12 protein-coding genes are annotated in these 16,723 nt (G+C 52.2%); 4 read left to right on the top strand and 8 right to left on the bottom strand.

Translation table 11 applies throughout. The features are described 5' to 3' along the window. Positions 1 to 10: 10 nt before the first annotated feature. The 6 genes from MJO57_RS02680 to napF form a co-directional block, all read right to left on the bottom strand. Positions 11 to 448 (bottom strand): hypothetical protein, encoded by a 438-nt coding sequence (locus MJO57_RS02680; RefSeq protein WP_252022749.1) that lies wholly within the window; start codon positions 446 to 448, stop codon positions 11 to 13. 113 nt (positions 449 to 561) lie between these two features. Continuing rightward, complete coding sequence (locus tag MJO57_RS02675) at positions 562 to 969, bottom strand: FUSC family protein (RefSeq protein ID WP_252022748.1); 408 nt, start codon at positions 967 to 969, stop codon at positions 562 to 564. Next, a complete protein-coding gene (locus MJO57_RS02670; RefSeq protein WP_252022747.1) occupies positions 896 to 1,249 on the bottom strand; it encodes an FUSC family protein in 354 nt (117 codons plus the stop codon). Before MJO57_RS02670 ends, MJO57_RS02675 begins: the two co-directional genes overlap by 74 nt. After that, positions 1,206 to 1,961 carry an HlyD family secretion protein gene (locus MJO57_RS02665; protein WP_252022746.1) on the bottom strand — a complete coding sequence of 252 codons (756 nt, stop codon included), beginning with the start codon at positions 1,959 to 1,961 and terminating at the stop codon, positions 1,206 to 1,208. Before MJO57_RS02665 ends, MJO57_RS02670 begins: the two co-directional genes overlap by 44 nt. Next, entirely contained in the window at positions 1,958 to 2,158 is a 201-nt protein-coding gene (locus tag MJO57_RS33090; protein WP_371924757.1) for a DUF1656 domain-containing protein, read from the bottom strand. The genes MJO57_RS02665 and MJO57_RS33090 overlap by 4 nt, the downstream gene beginning before the upstream one ends. A gap of 376 nt (positions 2,159 to 2,534) precedes the next feature. Continuing rightward, positions 2,535 to 3,074, bottom strand: coding sequence for a ferredoxin-type protein NapF (napF, locus tag MJO57_RS02660; protein WP_256493227.1), 540 nt, complete (start codon positions 3,072 to 3,074; stop codon positions 2,535 to 2,537). A 934-nt stretch (positions 3,075 to 4,008) separates the two neighbouring features. On the opposite strand from napF, the gene MJO57_RS02655 reads away from it, so the two are divergent. The 3 genes from MJO57_RS02655 to MJO57_RS02645 all read left to right on the top strand — a co-directional run bounded on the left by MJO57_RS02655 (position 4,009) and on the right by MJO57_RS02645 (position 13,695). Further along, positions 4,009 to 7,782, top strand: coding sequence for a ZmpA/ZmpB/ZmpC family metallo-endopeptidase-related protein (locus MJO57_RS02655; RefSeq protein WP_252022745.1), 3,774 nt, complete (start codon positions 4,009 to 4,011; stop codon positions 7,780 to 7,782). A 427-nt stretch (positions 7,783 to 8,209) separates the two neighbouring features. After that, on the top strand, positions 8,210 to 10,222 hold the full coding sequence (locus MJO57_RS02650) for a hypothetical protein (RefSeq protein WP_252022744.1): 2,013 nt from the start codon (positions 8,210 to 8,212) through the stop codon (positions 10,220 to 10,222). Positions 10,223 to 10,377: 155 nt separating this feature from the next. Continuing rightward, positions 10,378 to 13,695: a hypothetical protein gene (locus MJO57_RS02645; protein WP_252022743.1), complete on the top strand. Its 3,318-nt coding sequence runs from the start codon at positions 10,378 to 10,380 to the stop codon at positions 13,693 to 13,695. Between the two features lie 12 nt (positions 13,696 to 13,707). Here MJO57_RS02645 and MJO57_RS02640 read toward each other — a convergent pair whose 3' ends face one another. Further along, positions 13,708 to 14,016, bottom strand: coding sequence for a hypothetical protein (locus tag MJO57_RS02640; protein ID WP_252022741.1), 309 nt, complete (start codon positions 14,014 to 14,016; stop codon positions 13,708 to 13,710). Between the two features lies 1 nt (position 14,017). After that, positions 14,018 to 15,331 carry a hypothetical protein gene (locus MJO57_RS02635; RefSeq protein ID WP_252022739.1) on the bottom strand — a complete coding sequence of 438 codons (1,314 nt, stop codon included), beginning with the start codon at positions 15,329 to 15,331 and terminating at the stop codon, positions 14,018 to 14,020. Positions 15,332 to 15,646: 315 nt separating this feature from the next. Here MJO57_RS02635 and MJO57_RS02630 point away from each other — a divergent pair, with 315 nt between their 5' ends. Beyond that, positions 15,647 to 16,570, top strand: a complete 924-nt coding sequence (locus MJO57_RS02630) for a TauD/TfdA family dioxygenase (protein WP_252022737.1) — start codon at positions 15,647 to 15,649, stop codon at positions 16,568 to 16,570. Positions 16,571 to 16,723 lie beyond the last annotated feature (153 nt).

The raw sequence follows: 16,723 nt of genomic DNA, 5'->3' as shown, positions 1-16,723 counted from the left end.
AAATCAAAGCCTATGCCGGTTTGAACGAGAGCTCGTGATGATGGCGCAGACAACCACAAAGAATCAGCAGATCAAGGTTGTGTAAGTGCTGATCCCGGTCATAGAGCACCAGGGCCTGGTCAAACAGGCTGTCCAGGTGCTGCTGGCGTTCCTGGTCGGCGGCGCCCATGACCGTTACTGGCAAATGCAGCTGGTTAACCAGCCAGGCCATCTCCCGGTGAGCCTGTTGGAATATCGCCTGGCTCTGGCGGCAGGCCAGCGGGTTATGCTCCAGCCTTCGTAGCTTCAGCCACGTGCTGCCCAGTGATGCCAGAGTATCCATCCAGTCCAGTATCAGTGCCTGCTGCTCCGGGAAGAGCGTCAGCATGTCAAAATTCAGGGGCAGTATCTGGCGCCGGAACAGTGGTGGTGTTATCCCATCGCCCCCCCGGCTCATGGTGCGCTGCATCAGAGAAGACAGTGTTCGCAAATAATCCCGGCACAGTGCTGCCCTGTTCGGTGAGCCAATCACCTCAATGCACAAATAACCAATAAAAAAAACCGGCACTCAGCGACAGAACATTATTCAGCAGCGCCAGTGGCTGCATGTCGTGTACCGTAGAAATTGGCATCAGAATCGGAACCAGCAGAGCGCAGAGCAACCCGGTGATGCTTGGCTTGCGGTAAACGGTGACGATGACAAAAGCCATCACCGGCACGGTCAGCATAATACTGCTCCGGATCTGCAGCCATTACCGCCAGCCGACCAAGCTGACTGCGCAGGGCCGCCAATGATTGGGCCAGTCGATCCTGACTGCTGGATGGCCAGATCACCATGCTGCTGATCAGCAGAGCAATAACGCCAAGGCAGATTTCGCTGACCCGGTAAATGGCGTAGTAACCAATAGATGACTGGTCACTGGTGTTGAGCGTGAACAGTGGCACCAGCAAGCAGGTTATGCAACCCAGAAAGCTGGCATAGCCCGCCATCGCCTGGTAGCGGCTGGTAGCGGCTGGTGAAAGCTACGCACACAAAAACCACAAGGCTGAGTGCGATAATCAGCAACAACGGGTATTGACCGAATGCAACGGTGATCATGGCACCGGCCACACCACCAATCACGGTGCCAGCAATCCGGGCAAGGGATTTGATGTAGATATTGCCCAGTTCTACTTTCATCGCCAGAAAAGCGATGGTCAGCAACCCCCAGCTTGGGTAGGGAAGATTAAAATATAAGCTGGTGGAAAGTGCTATCAGCCCGGCCAGCACAAGTGATAGTGGCAGGCGCACCGGGACAGACGCCCTGCAAGCGAGTCTCCTGAAAGTAGCCAACCACAAAGTAGTGATCCCTGTTGATAAAGGCCAGCACCGATTGTCCTGCCGTCAGCCAGCTGCCAACGCGCAGATCCATGTTGGCCACAAAACCATCAAAAGGTGCCCTGACACGGGTTCGTTTCAGGTCCAGTTGCGCCTGACTGAGCGCTGCTTCAGCGGTTTTCACTGCCTGTTGCTGGGCTTTCCAGGCAAGACGGGCGTTGGTGACCTGCTCGGCACTGACCATATGTTCCGGCATCCCATCAAGACGACGCGCAGTACTGGCCAGCTGCTCCTGTTTGAATCTGGCAGCGGCCAGCTCCGATTCAGAGCGCGCCGGGGCAATGCGGTAGTTGCTGGGGTCAATCTCCAGAATGACATCGCCTTTTTTTACTAAACCGTTGTCGGGTACAGCGATCCTGATGATATTACCAGACACCTGCTGGGCAATTTCTGCTATCTCGGCCCGAAGTCGTCCATCACGAGTCCAGGGCGCGGCCAGGTATTGTTGCCAGAGATAGCCAGAGATAGCCAGAGATAGCCAGAGATAGCCAGAGATAGCCAGAGATAGCCAGAGATAATAGGTGCAGAACGCACCGATGGCGACTATCGTCGCGGTCAGGAGGATGGGACGCAGCCTGATTTTGGCAAAAGCAAGAATCGTCATAAACTCAAAATCCAGCTGGTGAACGCATAACTAATAACCAGTAACGAGAGTTCAACCAGTCCGGAATGCCAGAACCAGCGATCAAGAGAAAAACGACGGTAAGCGTATCTCAGGGCAAACCAGATAATCGAGCCCAGCAAAGCGGTTCGGGAAAATGCAGGAAAGGCCAGGGAGCCAAACCAGACCCAGTCATTCACGCGGGAACCCCCGTACTTGTTGCGTGGAGGATGTTAACAGGGAGAGGTTCCGTAAAGGCGAGGAACGAGTCTGCGTAGCCGTCCGCTGTCAAAATCGGTGATATTGCGCATCCCTTTTTGTCATCGAAAACCAACAAAAAGTTCGAAAAGTCAGTACTTTATAGTATGCCTGCGGGCTTGAGGAATAGGGGTTTCTACCGGCACTCAACCGGGTCCGGGAGAGTGTCCTTTCATTCTTTCCCCGTGCCTGTTCACTCTGGAACCCGTCAATTTCATTGAAACCATGTCCCGGTACCTGCATTTGTCAGGTGTCAGTGGCTGGTAAAACAGCCATATGCAGGACGGGCATGAGAAGTTCTGCCCGGCACCAGTCACATCAGGCTTTGGCCATTACTAATACACGACTATAGCAGTCCATTACACATTCGCCACAGCCACTGCAGAGGCTGAGGTCTATCACCGGTTTTTTATCCGCACCAAAGCTGATCGCCTGTTCAGGGCAGGCTTCCTCACAAAGGTTACAATACAACCCCAGCTCTGCCTGGCAACTGCCAGAAAGCTGGGGAATAGTCTGTCTCTTTTTCCCTTTCTCACGGCTCAAAGCTTCCGCTGGGCAGGCATCAACGCACTGTCCACAAAAGTCACAGCTGCCATAAGAAAGGTCCAGCACGGGACGACCAGAAAGAATCTCTTCTTTCTCATCAGATCGTCCCAGTACTCGCATTGGGCATTGATCAATACACTGATCACACTGTGTGCACAGCGCCAGAAACAGTGTGTTAGCTACCGCCCATGGAGGTCGTGGATAGCGACTATTCGGGACCACCTGCTCTGGTTCAGGGGCGAAACGCCGGAAAAAAGCCCGCCTTGCCGGCGATATCAACTGTTCGTCTTCTGTTCTCTGTATATCTGACACGACTTAACCAGAAGCCTGCACGTTTGAAAATTCTGACTCAAAATACCTTGTTTAAATAATGATTAAAGCGGTATTTATACTCGACTTCTTCTGATCAATAAATTGAGTAGCGCAGGGAAGAACACGTATGAACATGGTCACATGAATGTTGCCAATACATTATTTGCAACCAGCCTTGGTACAGCGGGCCTCCTGTTGCCACGATGAAGGCTTTGCGCAGCCGTAAAGCCCGGGTAGCAGCAGTGAGACCTGCTCAGATTTGACCACTGATCAATCTGAAACTTTAGAGTCGAGTAAGAAGGTAAAAATACGACGAAGGTTTCTAAAAAGCAGGATTTGTCATTCGTGAACAGACCATTTGAATATGATCAATAACGCCCATAGTGTGTGAAAAGGGCGTGAAAAGGGCGTGAAAATTTTTTTGCACGACAAACGTCCATAGTGAAAGAAAAGCATTTTGTGCCAACGCTGGGGATAAACTACGGCGACACACAGTCCTCACCGGCAAAGGAAATTGCCGGTAGCTTTATGCAGTCCGAAATGTAGTCCAAAGCAATCTTATCAAGCCTGAAATAACGACAAAAAACCATCTAATCTAAAGACTTGCTAGCCATATGCTTCGTTTAGCGCCCGTGCACCAATAGCACTTTCTCTAACCGAAATATCATGCATGGAGTGAATTATGCATCTGTCTTCTTTAACTCATGCGCCACTGTCAAATATAACCAGCAATCCCTACCTTAACGAACCAGCAAGAGCCAATCCCACCGGCACATCAGGAAAGTTTGCTGTTGCCGTCCAGTCAGGTGTTACCGCCTTCTTCAGCTCCCTCTCCCCCAATTATGTTCCTGAACATCAACGACAAACCAACCAGCCAACTACTTTGGCTGCAAGTGCACCGCCAGCTGAAAGTAAAAACGACAATACAAGTTTAATGACCAATGTCGTTCAAGGTGTTGGGCTGGTGAGCAAGGCTCTTTCCTGCTGGGTGCCACATATCAGGGTAGTGAGCGACACGGTAGGAATACTCTGTTCTTCCATTTCCCTGGCTGAGAGTTTGGGCAATATGGCCAGGTCGGGCAAGCCAGATAAGGAGCCAACCTGCGGCCCGGAAAATAGACCAAAAGCCCATTGGCAAAAGATTACCAATAAAGAAGATGAAAAACCGGGCAAACCGGTATCCACGTCCAGCGCGGCAACGTCTAGCGCGGCAACGTCCAGCCCAATTAACCGTCTGTCCGGTCCGGCCATGGCGACCGTCGCCCTGGTGGCGATGGATCGGCTGGCAGGTGCGGCGGCCCTGCCCACAGAAGGAAGTCCCGGGTCCCGGAACAACCCGATACCCGTTGGTGATAGTGAAACACTTGGCAAAATCGGACGTAACAGTCGCTATCCCAATAAGGCCCACTATCGACAGACGGGAAGCTTCAGCCATAAAACCGGTGTTCCGGTTGGCAACCCCCTATTTCAAGGCCATTATGACGGTGGGTGCCATACCATAAGCGATCTGAAGCACTGTTTATTCCATAAACTCGGGTCCGGTGCCGAGGTTAAGAACCTGCGTATTGCCAATGCCACCATTGATGATCAACCCGGCAGGCACTCCGCCGTATTGGCCTGTGAAGTGTCCGGAGAATCTGCCGTTGTTGATGTCCGGGTTGAACACAGCGCCGTTTCAACCAGCCAGAGTGGAAGCGGATTAGAGCCGGTCAGTGCCGGGGTGATCACCGGGTTACAGGGTGAAGGAAGCGTTCTGGAAGATATCGAGATTCTTGACTGTTCAGTCACCAGTTCAGGGAGGAATACCTATACCGGAGTGGGGGGCGGAAGGGTTGCCGGTGATATCAGGCGCATGACCGTTACAAACACTCAGGTTACCAGCACAGGTGACTCTTCTCCGGCCGCTATAGGTGGTGGGCATGTCACTGGCCAGATAGAGCAACTTACCGTACTCAACAGTCAGGTCACAACCAGGGGAACCCGTGCGCATGGCGCCATTGGCGGTGGGGAGGTTGGCAGGTTGCAGTCGCGTGCTACTGGCAAGGTCAGCGAGCTTGTTGCCCTGAACAGCCGAGTCACAACAGAGGGTATTTCTGCTACTGCTATTGGTGGAGGGTTAGTAGCTCTGCACAGTGAGATCAACGGTATAACGGCGATCGATTGTTCTGTTGCCACTGGTGCCACCCGCAGTCTCGGGGCTGCTATTGGGGCGGGCCTGAACACGGGGCAGGTTACTAATACCACTGCAGTGAACAGTTCCGTCACCGGCAGTGTTGCGAATATTGGTAGTGGTCTGAATGTCGGGGGCAGCGTGACGGGTACCGCATCCTTGAACAGCCAGGTTAACGGTAAACTGAAAAACATTGGCAGTGTGACTCTACCCGGTTTATGTCGTACGGCTGATGCACATTTTGTGACCAGTGATTGCCAGCTTAACCCTGATTCACTCACCGAAGACTATTGGAACAGGGTCTGTTCAACAACATCTACTGCATCTACTGCATCTACTGCATCTACTGCATCTACTGCATCTACTGCATCTACCGCACCTACCGCTGCACCGGGTCGTTCACCTGGTAACCGGCAACATAGCCCGTTACCACAGCCAACGGCAGCCTCTGTCAATGAAACCGTGACGGCTGATACCACCTCACAACAACCGGCAATGACACCGCTCAACAACACAGCCATGGACGAGACAAGCACCCCGTCGTCCAGCCTGACTCTGGCAACCCCGACACCGTTCAACAACACGATAATGATCAACGCGACCACGCCAGAACAGAGCATCGCAACGCCGTTACCGACCAGCAATGCCACGGACTATCCCACAGCACCATTGGCAACGGCTGCAATGATAACTACCACCCCGCTGTCCAGTGTTAATCTGACAGCCCCGGCAATTTTCAACGAAACGGCAATGGCCAACACTGCATCTACCGCCACACCGGGCCATTCACCTGGTACCCGGCAACATAGCCCGTTACCGCAGCCAACGGCGGCCTACGTCAATGAAGCGGTGATGGCTGATACGACCTCACAACAACCGGCAATGACACCGCTCAACAACACAGCCATGGCCGAGACAAGCACCCCGTCGTCCAGCCTGGCTCTGGCAACCCCGACACCGCTCAACAACACGGTAATGATCAACGCGACCACGCCAGAACAGAGCATCGCAACGCCATTACCAACCAGCAATGCCACGGGCTATTCCACAGCACCATTGGCAACGGACGCAATGATAACTACCACCCCGCTGTCCAGCGTTAATCTGACAGCTTCGACACTTTTCAACGAAACGGCAATGGCCAACACCGCATCTACCGCCGCACCGGGCCGTTCACCGGATACCCGGCAGCATAGCCCGTTACCGCAACCAACGGCAGCCTCCGTCAATGAAACCGTGATGGCTGATACCACCTCACAACAACCGGCAATGACACCGCTCAACAACACAGCCATGGCCGAGACAAGCACCCCGTCGTCCAGCCTGACTCTGGCAACCCCGACACCGCTCAACAACACGATAATGATCAACGCGACCACGCCAGAACAGAGCATCGCAACGCCGTTACCGACCAGCAATGCCACGGGCTATTCCACAGCACCATTGGCAACGGACGCAATGATAACTACCACCCCGCTGTCCAGCGTTAATCTGACAGCTCCGACACTTTTCAACAAAACGGCAATGGCCAACACTGCATCTACCGCCGCACCGGGCCGTTCACCGGATACCCGGCAGCATAGCCCGTTACCGCAACCAACGGCAGCCTCCGTCAATGAAACCGTGATGGCTGATACCACCTCACAACAACCGGCAATGACACCGCTCAACAACACAGCCATGGCTGAGACAAGCATCCCGTCGTCCAGCCTGGCTCTGGCAACCCCGACACCGCTCAACAACACAATAATGATCAACGCGACCACGCCAGAACAGAGCATCGCAACGCCATTACCAACCAGCAATGCCACGGGCTATTCCACAGCACCATTGGCAACGGACGCAATGATAACTACCACCCCGCTGTCCAGCGTTAATCTGACAGCTCCGACACTTTTCAACGAAACGGCAATGGCCAACACCGCATCTACCGCCGCACCAGGCCATTCGGCTGGTGCCCGGCAACATAGTCCGTTACCGCAGCCAACGGCGGCGGCCTACGTCAATGGAGCCGTGATGGCTGATACGACCTCACAACAACCGGCAATGACACCGCTCAACAACACAGCCATGGCTGAGACAAGCATCCCGTCGTCCAGCCTGACTCTGGCAACCCCGACACCGCTCAACAACACAATAATGATCAACGCGACCATGCCAGAACAGAGCATCGCAACGCCGTTACCAACCATCAATGCCACGATCAATGCCACGATCAATGCCACAACACCATTGGCAGCGGCTGCAATGACAACCACTGCACCAGTGACAGAAACTGTGGTGACGTTACCGGAAGCCTCAATGACATTTGCTGGCATGCCCCCAACACTGGGACTGCCCACAACGCCCGCACCATTGGTTGCAACCATAAACACCGGGATTGTCGTAGGTGTCAGCTTAGGTACGGCATTCACGATCCTTGCATGCATTGGCCTATGTGCTCTCAGCCGATTCTATCAACAGCAGAACCGGGCAGAGGAGGTACCTGCGGAACCGGCAATACCGTTGGGCCCTTTAAATCAGCAGGCCAATAACTGATTGTGCCCATTTATACCATTAATAAATGTTCTGCTTGAAAAATGATGTGCTGTCTGAATGGCTGGCTGTTGCAAGCAGAAGATTCTTCCTTACAGATACTTAATCCCAGGTTTTTGCCCGTTTGAAACGGCGTTGATGACATTATGAAATAACATTATGGAGAACGATCATGCAAACGCATTTGCCTTTGAATGCTCCCCTGCTCCCCCCCTCAGAAAACCCGGGGATAGCCTTGACAACCCAGTCTGAACCCGTGGGCAGATCAGGGAGGTTTGCCGTTAGCGTTCGATCAGGCATCAGCTCTTTCTTCGCTTCACTGTCGCCGGGTTATATTCCCAAACACCTGCGACAAACACTGAACAGCCAGTCAGTAACCGTGGATGCAATGCCTCCTGCCTTTTCCGATAAAAGCGTCAGGACAGGCTCGATGAACGATATCGTCCGGCAGGTTGGACTGGCCAGTAAGGTAGCCTCCTGCTGGGTGCCTTCCGTCAAGGTCGTGAGCGATGCAATCGCCACCCTCTGTTCTTCTGCTGCCCTGGCCCAGGAGCTGGGCAGTGTGATACTGGAGAGCAGAGAGAAGGCCACAGATGCTGAAGCATCACAAAGGAAACGGAACAGACCGGTTAACCGTTGCGGGGGCAGCGTGTCTGGCCCCGCCGTTGCAACCATGGCACTGGTTGCCATGGACAGGCTCTCAGGTGCAGCGGCTGTCCCCTCTGCCGGAACACCAGGCTCACCCGACAACCCGATACCGGTTGGCAATAGCGAAACCCTGGTCAAAATTGGTCAGGAAGGCTACCCCGCTAACGCTCACTACCGACAGACCCAAAACTTCAGCCATAACAGCAGCGTGTCGGCCGATGATGATCATCATCTGTTCGCCGGCCATTATGACGGTGACTGTTATACCATCAGTGGTCCCCGCCGCTGTCTGTTCCAAAAGCTCGGGGATTCTTCCGAGGTACATGACCTGCGCGTGGTCAATGCTGATATCAATAATGCGGATAAGTTATCAGCGGTATTGGCCTGTGAAATGGAGGAAGGATCAACGATCCGCAATGTCCGGATTGAGGATAGCCGCATTATCAATAGCAGAAATAGCAGAAGAAAACTTGAGTGGGTTGAAACCGGTGTTATTACCGGGCAACAGCGAAAAGGTAGCTTGATCGAAAGGGCCGAGGTGAAAAACAGTTCGGTCTCAACCTCAGGACACTTTTCCCGAGCCGGTATCGGTGCAGGCGTAATGGCAGGACAGATTGAGCGTCTGACGGTGACGGACAGTCAGGTGGAAACCCGTGGCATATCTTCACATGCGGGAGTTGGTGGGGGTAAGGTCGATGGTGATATACAACATCTGACAGTGTTGGAGTCCAATATCAGCACTCACCAAAATAGGTCACATGCCGGCATTGGCGGAGGAGTGGTAACCGGGAATATCAATGACATCACGGTCGTGAAAAGCCGGGTGAATGTCCGTGGCTATGAGGCTAACGCCGGCATAGGTGGTGGGCGGGTTGGATACAATTCGATACGTGGATACAGCAGAGGTTCCGTCAATAATCTTGTTGCCCGGGACAGCCATGTGAGAACCGAAGGTAATGGTACCTCGGCCGCCGGCATTGGCGGCGGATGGGTGAGACAACGAGTCAACGGAACCACCGCAATTAACTGCTCGGTTTCAGCCGTTGGCGTGCGCGTGGATGATGGCGCTGCCATTGGTGCAGGTTACAGTACTGGCAAGGTGATCAATACCCGTGCAGTGGACTGCACAGTCACCACCAAGACTGGCCAACATGCTGGCATCGCTATCGGTGCTGGTAGCGGTGCAATCAACGGGGATTTCAGGTCACTCAACAGCCGGGTTAACGGTAAATTGGAAAATATTGGGAATCTGACGATGCCGGGTTTATGCGGTACTGCCGACCCGCGTTTCGTCACCGATGACTGTCAGGTACATGCTGATCCTGTTCTCGATACCCCCGGGAATTGTTCAACGCCCTTTATTCCGGAACCAGAGTCCGTCTGGAAACCCATTCCGATGATGGCTAATACAACCACAACAGGGCATCCCGGGGCGACGCCGTTACCGTCCGTCAACGCCACGATTACGGCCACAGTACTATCGGCATCGGCATCGGCATCGACTGCAATGACAACCACCGCACCAGTGACCAAATCCGTGGTGACGCTACCGGAGGCATCAATGACATTTGCTGGCATGCCCCCAACATCGGGACTGCCTACCACGCCCGCACCAGTGGCTACAACCGTAGCCACCGGGGTTATCGTAAGTGCCAGCTTAGGTACAGCTTTCACGATCTTTGCGGGCATTGGCCTATATGCTCTCTATCAATATTGCCAGCACCGCAACCGGGCACCGATTCCTGCAGAACCAGAAATACCGTTGATCCCCTTAAATCAGCAGGCCAATAACTGATATACCCATTTATGAATGCTCTGCTGCCTGCATGGTTGCCACCTGCTGACCGTTGCAGGCAGCGGGTTCCGCTTGGCAGATGCCCAACGGTTTCTGCCGGTTTGAAACGGTGTTGAAAACATGATGGAGAACCATACATGCAGTCACATTTGTCTTTGAACGCTCCTCTAACGCCCCCTTCAGAAAACCGGGGAATTACCCTGACAACCCAGCCTGAACCTGCGGGAAAATCAGGGAGATTTGTCGTGACCGCCCGATCAGGCATCACCTCTTTCTTCCGGTCGCTATCGCCGGGTTATGTCCCCGGACACCTGCAACAACCTAATCTGAACGGACAGTCAATTACCATGAATGCAATGCCTCCCGCCGTTTCCGATAAAAGCGTCAGGGCAGGCCCGATGACCGATATCGTCCGGCAAGTTGGACTGGCCAGCAAGGTCGCTTCCTGCTGGGTGCCTTCCGTCAAGGTCGTGAGCGATGCAGTCGCCACCCTCTGCTCTTCTGTTGCCCTGGCCCAGGAGCTGGGCAGCGTGATACTGGAGAACAGAGCAAAGGCCACTGATTCTGAAGCATCAGGACGGAAACAGAACAGACCTGCCAACCGTTTCGGGGGCAGCGTGTCCGGCACCGCTGCCGCGACTCTGGCACTGGTTGCTATGGACAGGCTCTCAGGTGCAGCGGCCGTCCCCTCTGCCGGCACACCGGGATCGCCGGAGAACCCGATACTGGTTGGCGATAGCGAAACCCTGGGCAAAATTGGTCAGGAAGGCTTCCCTGCTGACGCTTACTACCGCCAGACAGATAACTTCAGCCATAACAGTAGCGTGTCGGCCGGTGATGATGAGTTCAACGGCTATTATGACGGTGACTGTTTTACCATCAGTGATCCCCGCCGCTGTCTGTTTCACAAGCTTGGGCGTTATTCCGAGGTACGCAACCTGCGCGTGGCCAATGCCGATATCAATAATGCGGATAAGTTCTCAGCGGCTTTGGCCTGTGAAATGGAGGCAGAATCCTCGATCCGCGATGTCCGGATTGAGGATGCCCGCGTCATCAATAGCAGAAAATCTGGACAGCTTGACCCAACGTTTACCGGTGTCATTACCGGGCGCCAGAAAAAAGGCGGCTTAATCGAGAGAGTCGGGGTGAAAAACAGTTCGGTCTCAACCTCAGGGGACTATTCCCCCACCGGGATTGGCGCAGGTAGAAGCCTGGGTAAGATGAACCACCTGAATGTAAAGGGTGCCCGGGTCACAACATCAGGTTCACACTCAGATGCCGGTATCGGCGCTGGCGAAATGGAAGGACAAATTGAGCGGCTGTCGGTAATGGACAGTCAGGTGAAAACCCGGGGCAAACATGCACATGCGGGGGTTGGCGGGGGTGAGGTCGATGGTGATATACAACATCTGACGGTGTCGGGGGCCAATATCAGTACCCATCAAGTTGGGGCAGATGCCGGCATTGGCGGAGGAATGGTAACCGGGAATATCAATAACATGACGGTCGTGAACAGCCGGGTCACTACCCTTGGCAACAGTGCTTACGCCGGTATAGGTGGTGGGCAGGTTGGCAACACCCGGCCATTCGGTGGGGGAAAAATTGAGGGTTCCATCAATGAACTTGTTGCCCTGGACAGCTATGTGAGATCCGAAGGGAATTCTGCCGCTGCCGGCATTGGCGCCGGGTATGTGCATCATCAGGTCAGCGGAACCACCGCAATTAACTGCTCGGTTTCAGCCGGTGGCAGATACGTACATGATGGTGCGGCCATTGGCGCAGGCTACAGCACTGGCACGGTGATCAATACCCGTGCAGTGAACTGCACGGTAACCACGGATACTGGTCAGAATGCTGGCATCGCTATCGGTGCTGGTAGCGGTGCAATCATCCGGGATTTCAGGTCACTCAACAGCCGGGTTAACGGTACATTGGAAAATATTGGGGATCTGACGATGCCGGGTTTATGCCGTACTGCCGCCCCCCGTTTAGTCACCAGTAACTGTCAGGTGCACCCTGATCCTGTTATTGATAATCCTGATAATTGTTCAACAACATCATTGATTTCGGAACGAGGGTCTGTCTGGAATCCTATTCCGATAAACGACAGCAAAACGTTCAATAAAATTGGCTTGAATGCTGATTATCCAAGCGATGCCCACTACATCCAGACCGGTGACCTGGACGGCTCTGGGCTGAAAAGCGATGAAAATGTGGTTTTTTCCGGTCATTATGATGGACAGAAGCATACGGTTGATCAGCAAAAAATGTGTTTATTCCGCGACCTTCGGGGCAGCGTTCACAATCTGCAACTGGTTAATGCCCAGATATCGGCAGAAAACCAGGCCGCAGCAGTGGTCGCCTGTACCATGGACGGCACCAGCCAGATCGAGAATATCCGGGTAGCCAACGCCAGCGTAGCCATTCATGGGGATTCACCGGCTGCGGGGGGAATTATTACGGCACAACAACGCAGCGAGCAAGGCCGGATTGAAAATGTTCGAGTACACAACTGCAGCGTTGAAACAGAGGGAAGAGACCAGCTTGCCGGTATTGTCGCGGGGCAGATCCGGGGGCAGGCTGATGACATAACGGTACAGAATAGCCGGTTGAGTACACAAGGCCAGGGAGCCCATGGGGGTATCGGAGGTGGGCTTATTGAGGGCAAACTCAGCCGTGTCACGTCGGTATGTAATAGCGTGGAGGTTTCGGGGCCTAATGCTTTCGCCGGCATTGGCGGTGGCCAGGTTAATCATTTGGGTGAAGTCGTTGACCTGACGGCGATTAACAGCTCCGTTAGAACCATGAGCGATGGTGCCAATGCAGGAGTGGGTGCCGGACACATAAGCCATCTCGGGGAAGTGAACGATATCAAGGCGTTGAACAGTTGGGTGCTCACCATGGGCAACAATGCTAATGCCGGAGTCGGTGCCGGTGAAATTGAATGTGGCCAACTCAATAACATAACCGCCGTAAACAGCCAGGTGGCTGCGGTTGGTAGCAACAGCAGTGCAGGTGTTGGCTATGCGGCTACCGGGTGTGCCGATCAATTCGATGCGAAATTGACGGATATCCGTTCGGTAAACACCGGGGTTAATTTTCAGACCGTCAGTGATACCAATATCAGTGCCGATACACTCTGCGCCTCAGCTGACCGGCGCTTTGTCAGCTCCGATTGCCATGTCAGTTCATCACTGCCTGCTGGCACATGCCCCACACCAATGCCATTATTTCCTGCCACGCCTTTAACCCTGCCAACATCAACAATGACTGCAGCCATGGCAACAGGCCTGAGTACAGGTGCAATTGCCGGTATTGCCGCCGGTGTAACGGCACTGGTTGCCGCCGGTCTTGGTGGTGTGTGTCTCTATCGCCATTACTGTCGGGAACCCGGGCCTGAACAACCACAGCAACTGCTGCCATTGGATGATATGGCGCTATCTGATTCAGGGGAAACCGAGGTCAGGTTTTGACTCTTGATTTTGTCACGCCTTTGATTCGTACTGCGCCATACCTGGCGCAGTACCCTTTTTCTCTCCACACTGAATAATAGCCTTGTAGATATCCGTCCTGGATGTTCCTGCAAAAGGTTTCTGTAAAATCCCGAAAAAAAAGTATCTTCTGAAAACGCTGGTGAACAAGGCGGAGACCACCAGGGCTAAAACCACAGAAACCATGAAATGACTATTCAATTCATCAATAAACCACTGACCAAACCTCTGAAAGTTCTGCTGGTAACCCCAGCCACCCCGGTTACTCCACCAGCCCGGCAGTGGTTGTCCCAGATGATCCATGTCATTTCATCACTGTATATTTGATATTGTCCTGTTGCCAAAAATTATGCCTTAATCGCAGATCCAGAATTGGCAGGTGTAATTTTTTTGCTATGTGTTGCATTATCAATGGCCATTTTTCAGAATCAGGATCTTCTGGTTTTGGTTTATAATTACAATCAGCACAGAAAAAAATGCCAATAATTTTTGCCTGGCTAAGTTTGCCCTCATGAACAACATTGGGATAAAAAGCAATTTCATTTCTAGACGACCATTCGCCAATTTCTTCACGGGTACAACAACGATTGTATTTTGGTCCAAATGTTTCACGTTTCAGTAATTCTTCTTCACGCTTATCAATAGCTTTACAGTAAACAGCTTCTTTATAAGTAGCTTCAACACTCTTATAATTTGGGTAGTTAAATTCTTTTGCTGCTTCATCAAATATTGCATTAACTTCAGTGCTGGAAAGTGGATTGGGTGACCGGTATAAGGATCTGAATATCTCCGCACCAGGCTTATTCCGCCGACCAAAGCCCAACATGCCCAGCATGGGAACATTGGCATCCTTAGGGGATGTAAGAAAAATATTTTTTGACGGTACTTCATATATATAACCAAAAGAATACCAGAATCCCATTCTGGGTTTGTCTACATCAATGCTGGCATAGGAAGCAGAAATCGTTGGTCGGTTAAGTGCCAGATAATACGAGGATCGTAATATGTCTGACGGAGTCATTGTATCACCGTCCTCAAAAAAAAATTGGCATAAGGTTGAGTAAGAGTGGTGTCCAACGCCACCGGCGATGATGGTTGTTGGATCATTTTTTTCTTCATCCCAGTTTGCCACTTGATCAAATCGCTCAGCAATAGTGCCAGTGAGATCAAATGGTTGACTGGGAAATGTTCGAAAAGGCTCTGTAGTCGGGTTTTCAAGGGATCCACTGGGCTTTGTGCGTATTGTCAACGATGCCAGCTCGGGTGGCATGGTCAACATATCAAGGGTGAGACCACTGGTAAATGGTGCATCCTCAGGATTGATGACAAAAGGGCTGGAAGCCAGTTTATTACCTGCACCACACTCTGCAAAGGACTCACCTTTTTTTGTTATATTACCGACAGATGGGTCATTAACTGATATTTCTTTTGCCGATAAACCTGGCTGACCTTTCCTGTCAAAAGTGTGAACAACAGGCTCGCCAAGTCCATTGCCAGAGACTGAAACGGTAGAAATACCACGACCGATAAACTTATGGTTGGTTTCCGGTTGTACAGGGAGCAATGGGGGTAGATTTTCAGTTTGAGTAGAATCAATCCGTTGTGAACTAATAATCATCTTAATATCTCCATTATTAATGATTCATTAATTAAAAATAATGTTTTTTTAAGAATCACTAACAAGAGTGTTCATTCTGGCTAACCGTGGACACGAATTCTGGCCAGGCGCGAACATGGATTCTTGCTGAACGTGAAGATTTTTGGCCGATGTCCGGAATCGCGGTCACGACTCCAGAATTCATGTTCACGAGACCAGAATCAGATGTGACTAGCCTTATACGGATGTCAGGACGATATGTAACTGGCAACGGTTAAATGTCCAACCAATCAGAGCAAAACTATAATCAGGCTTTTCTCAGGCGGACACTTCCAGATGATCACACACCCCACAGGAATATTTGATAACTCGGCAAAAGCGTATAAGCACATTAGCGTGACACCGCTCTCGGCAGCAATGGGGGCAAAAGTCTCAGGTGTGGATTTAAGCTGTTTAACGGCGCATCAATTTCGTGAAATTGAACACGCGCTGTTTCGGCATAAAATGATCTATTTCCGTGATCAACACTTAACCCATGGTGATCAGGAGGCATTCAGTTTACGTTTTGGCCCTTTTGCAGAAGATGCCTATACAAAAGGCGTCAACGGGCATGTGAATGTACAACCCATCATCAGAGAGGCTGATGGTTTTGAACCCCTGGTCTTTGGATTTGGCTGGCACACAGACTCACCCTTTTTACTCAGGCCGCCTGCTATATCCATGCTGTACGCTGTCGACGTTCCTCCTTTTGGTGGTGACACTATCTGGGCAAACTCTGCGCTCGCCTATCATGCGCTGTCCGAAACCATGAGATCGATCATTAAGCCACTGTCAGTGCACATGTCCATGGAAAAGGTTGTAACCCTGGCACAAACAGAAATGTCCCCCAGCAACTCTCTCCTGGGTCGCATAGCAGCAACCAGGGATATGGATAATTTGCCAGAGGCGATTGCCCACAAAGTTGCTGGCGCTTTTCACCCTCTGGTCAGAACTCACCCCGGAACGGGAGAGAAATCCATTTACTGTGACCAGACCTATTCCTCGGGCATTAAAGGACTTTCACAGGATGAAGCCCTGCCCATTATCGATTTCCTGATTAAGCACATTACGCAACCCGCCTTCACCTGCAGGCTTCGCTGGAAAGGAAATACACTTGCGGTCTGGGACAATCGCCTCGGCATCCATCAGGCATTTAATGATTACAATGGCTTCCGCCGTGAGATGTACCGAACAACAGTAGCTGGTGAAGTGCCTGCTTAATAAATGCCGGGTCACAGTCCAAAATCACCCATTGCCACTGCTACGGGATCATTAAATGGCTGCGAAACGCTTTGCCAATGGCCGTAAGGCGGTTGAAACAATGCCCGTTGATTTCCAAAGCCCCCACCGAACGGAGGACTGAACACCGCCTTA

The organism is Endozoicomonas sp. SCSIO W0465 (genome assembly GCF_023716865.1).
Lineage (GTDB): Bacteria > Pseudomonadota > Gammaproteobacteria > Pseudomonadales > Endozoicomonadaceae > Endozoicomonas.
Note: the sequence above shows the minus strand (reverse complement) of the source record. Positions and strands in the feature narration are given on the sequence as shown.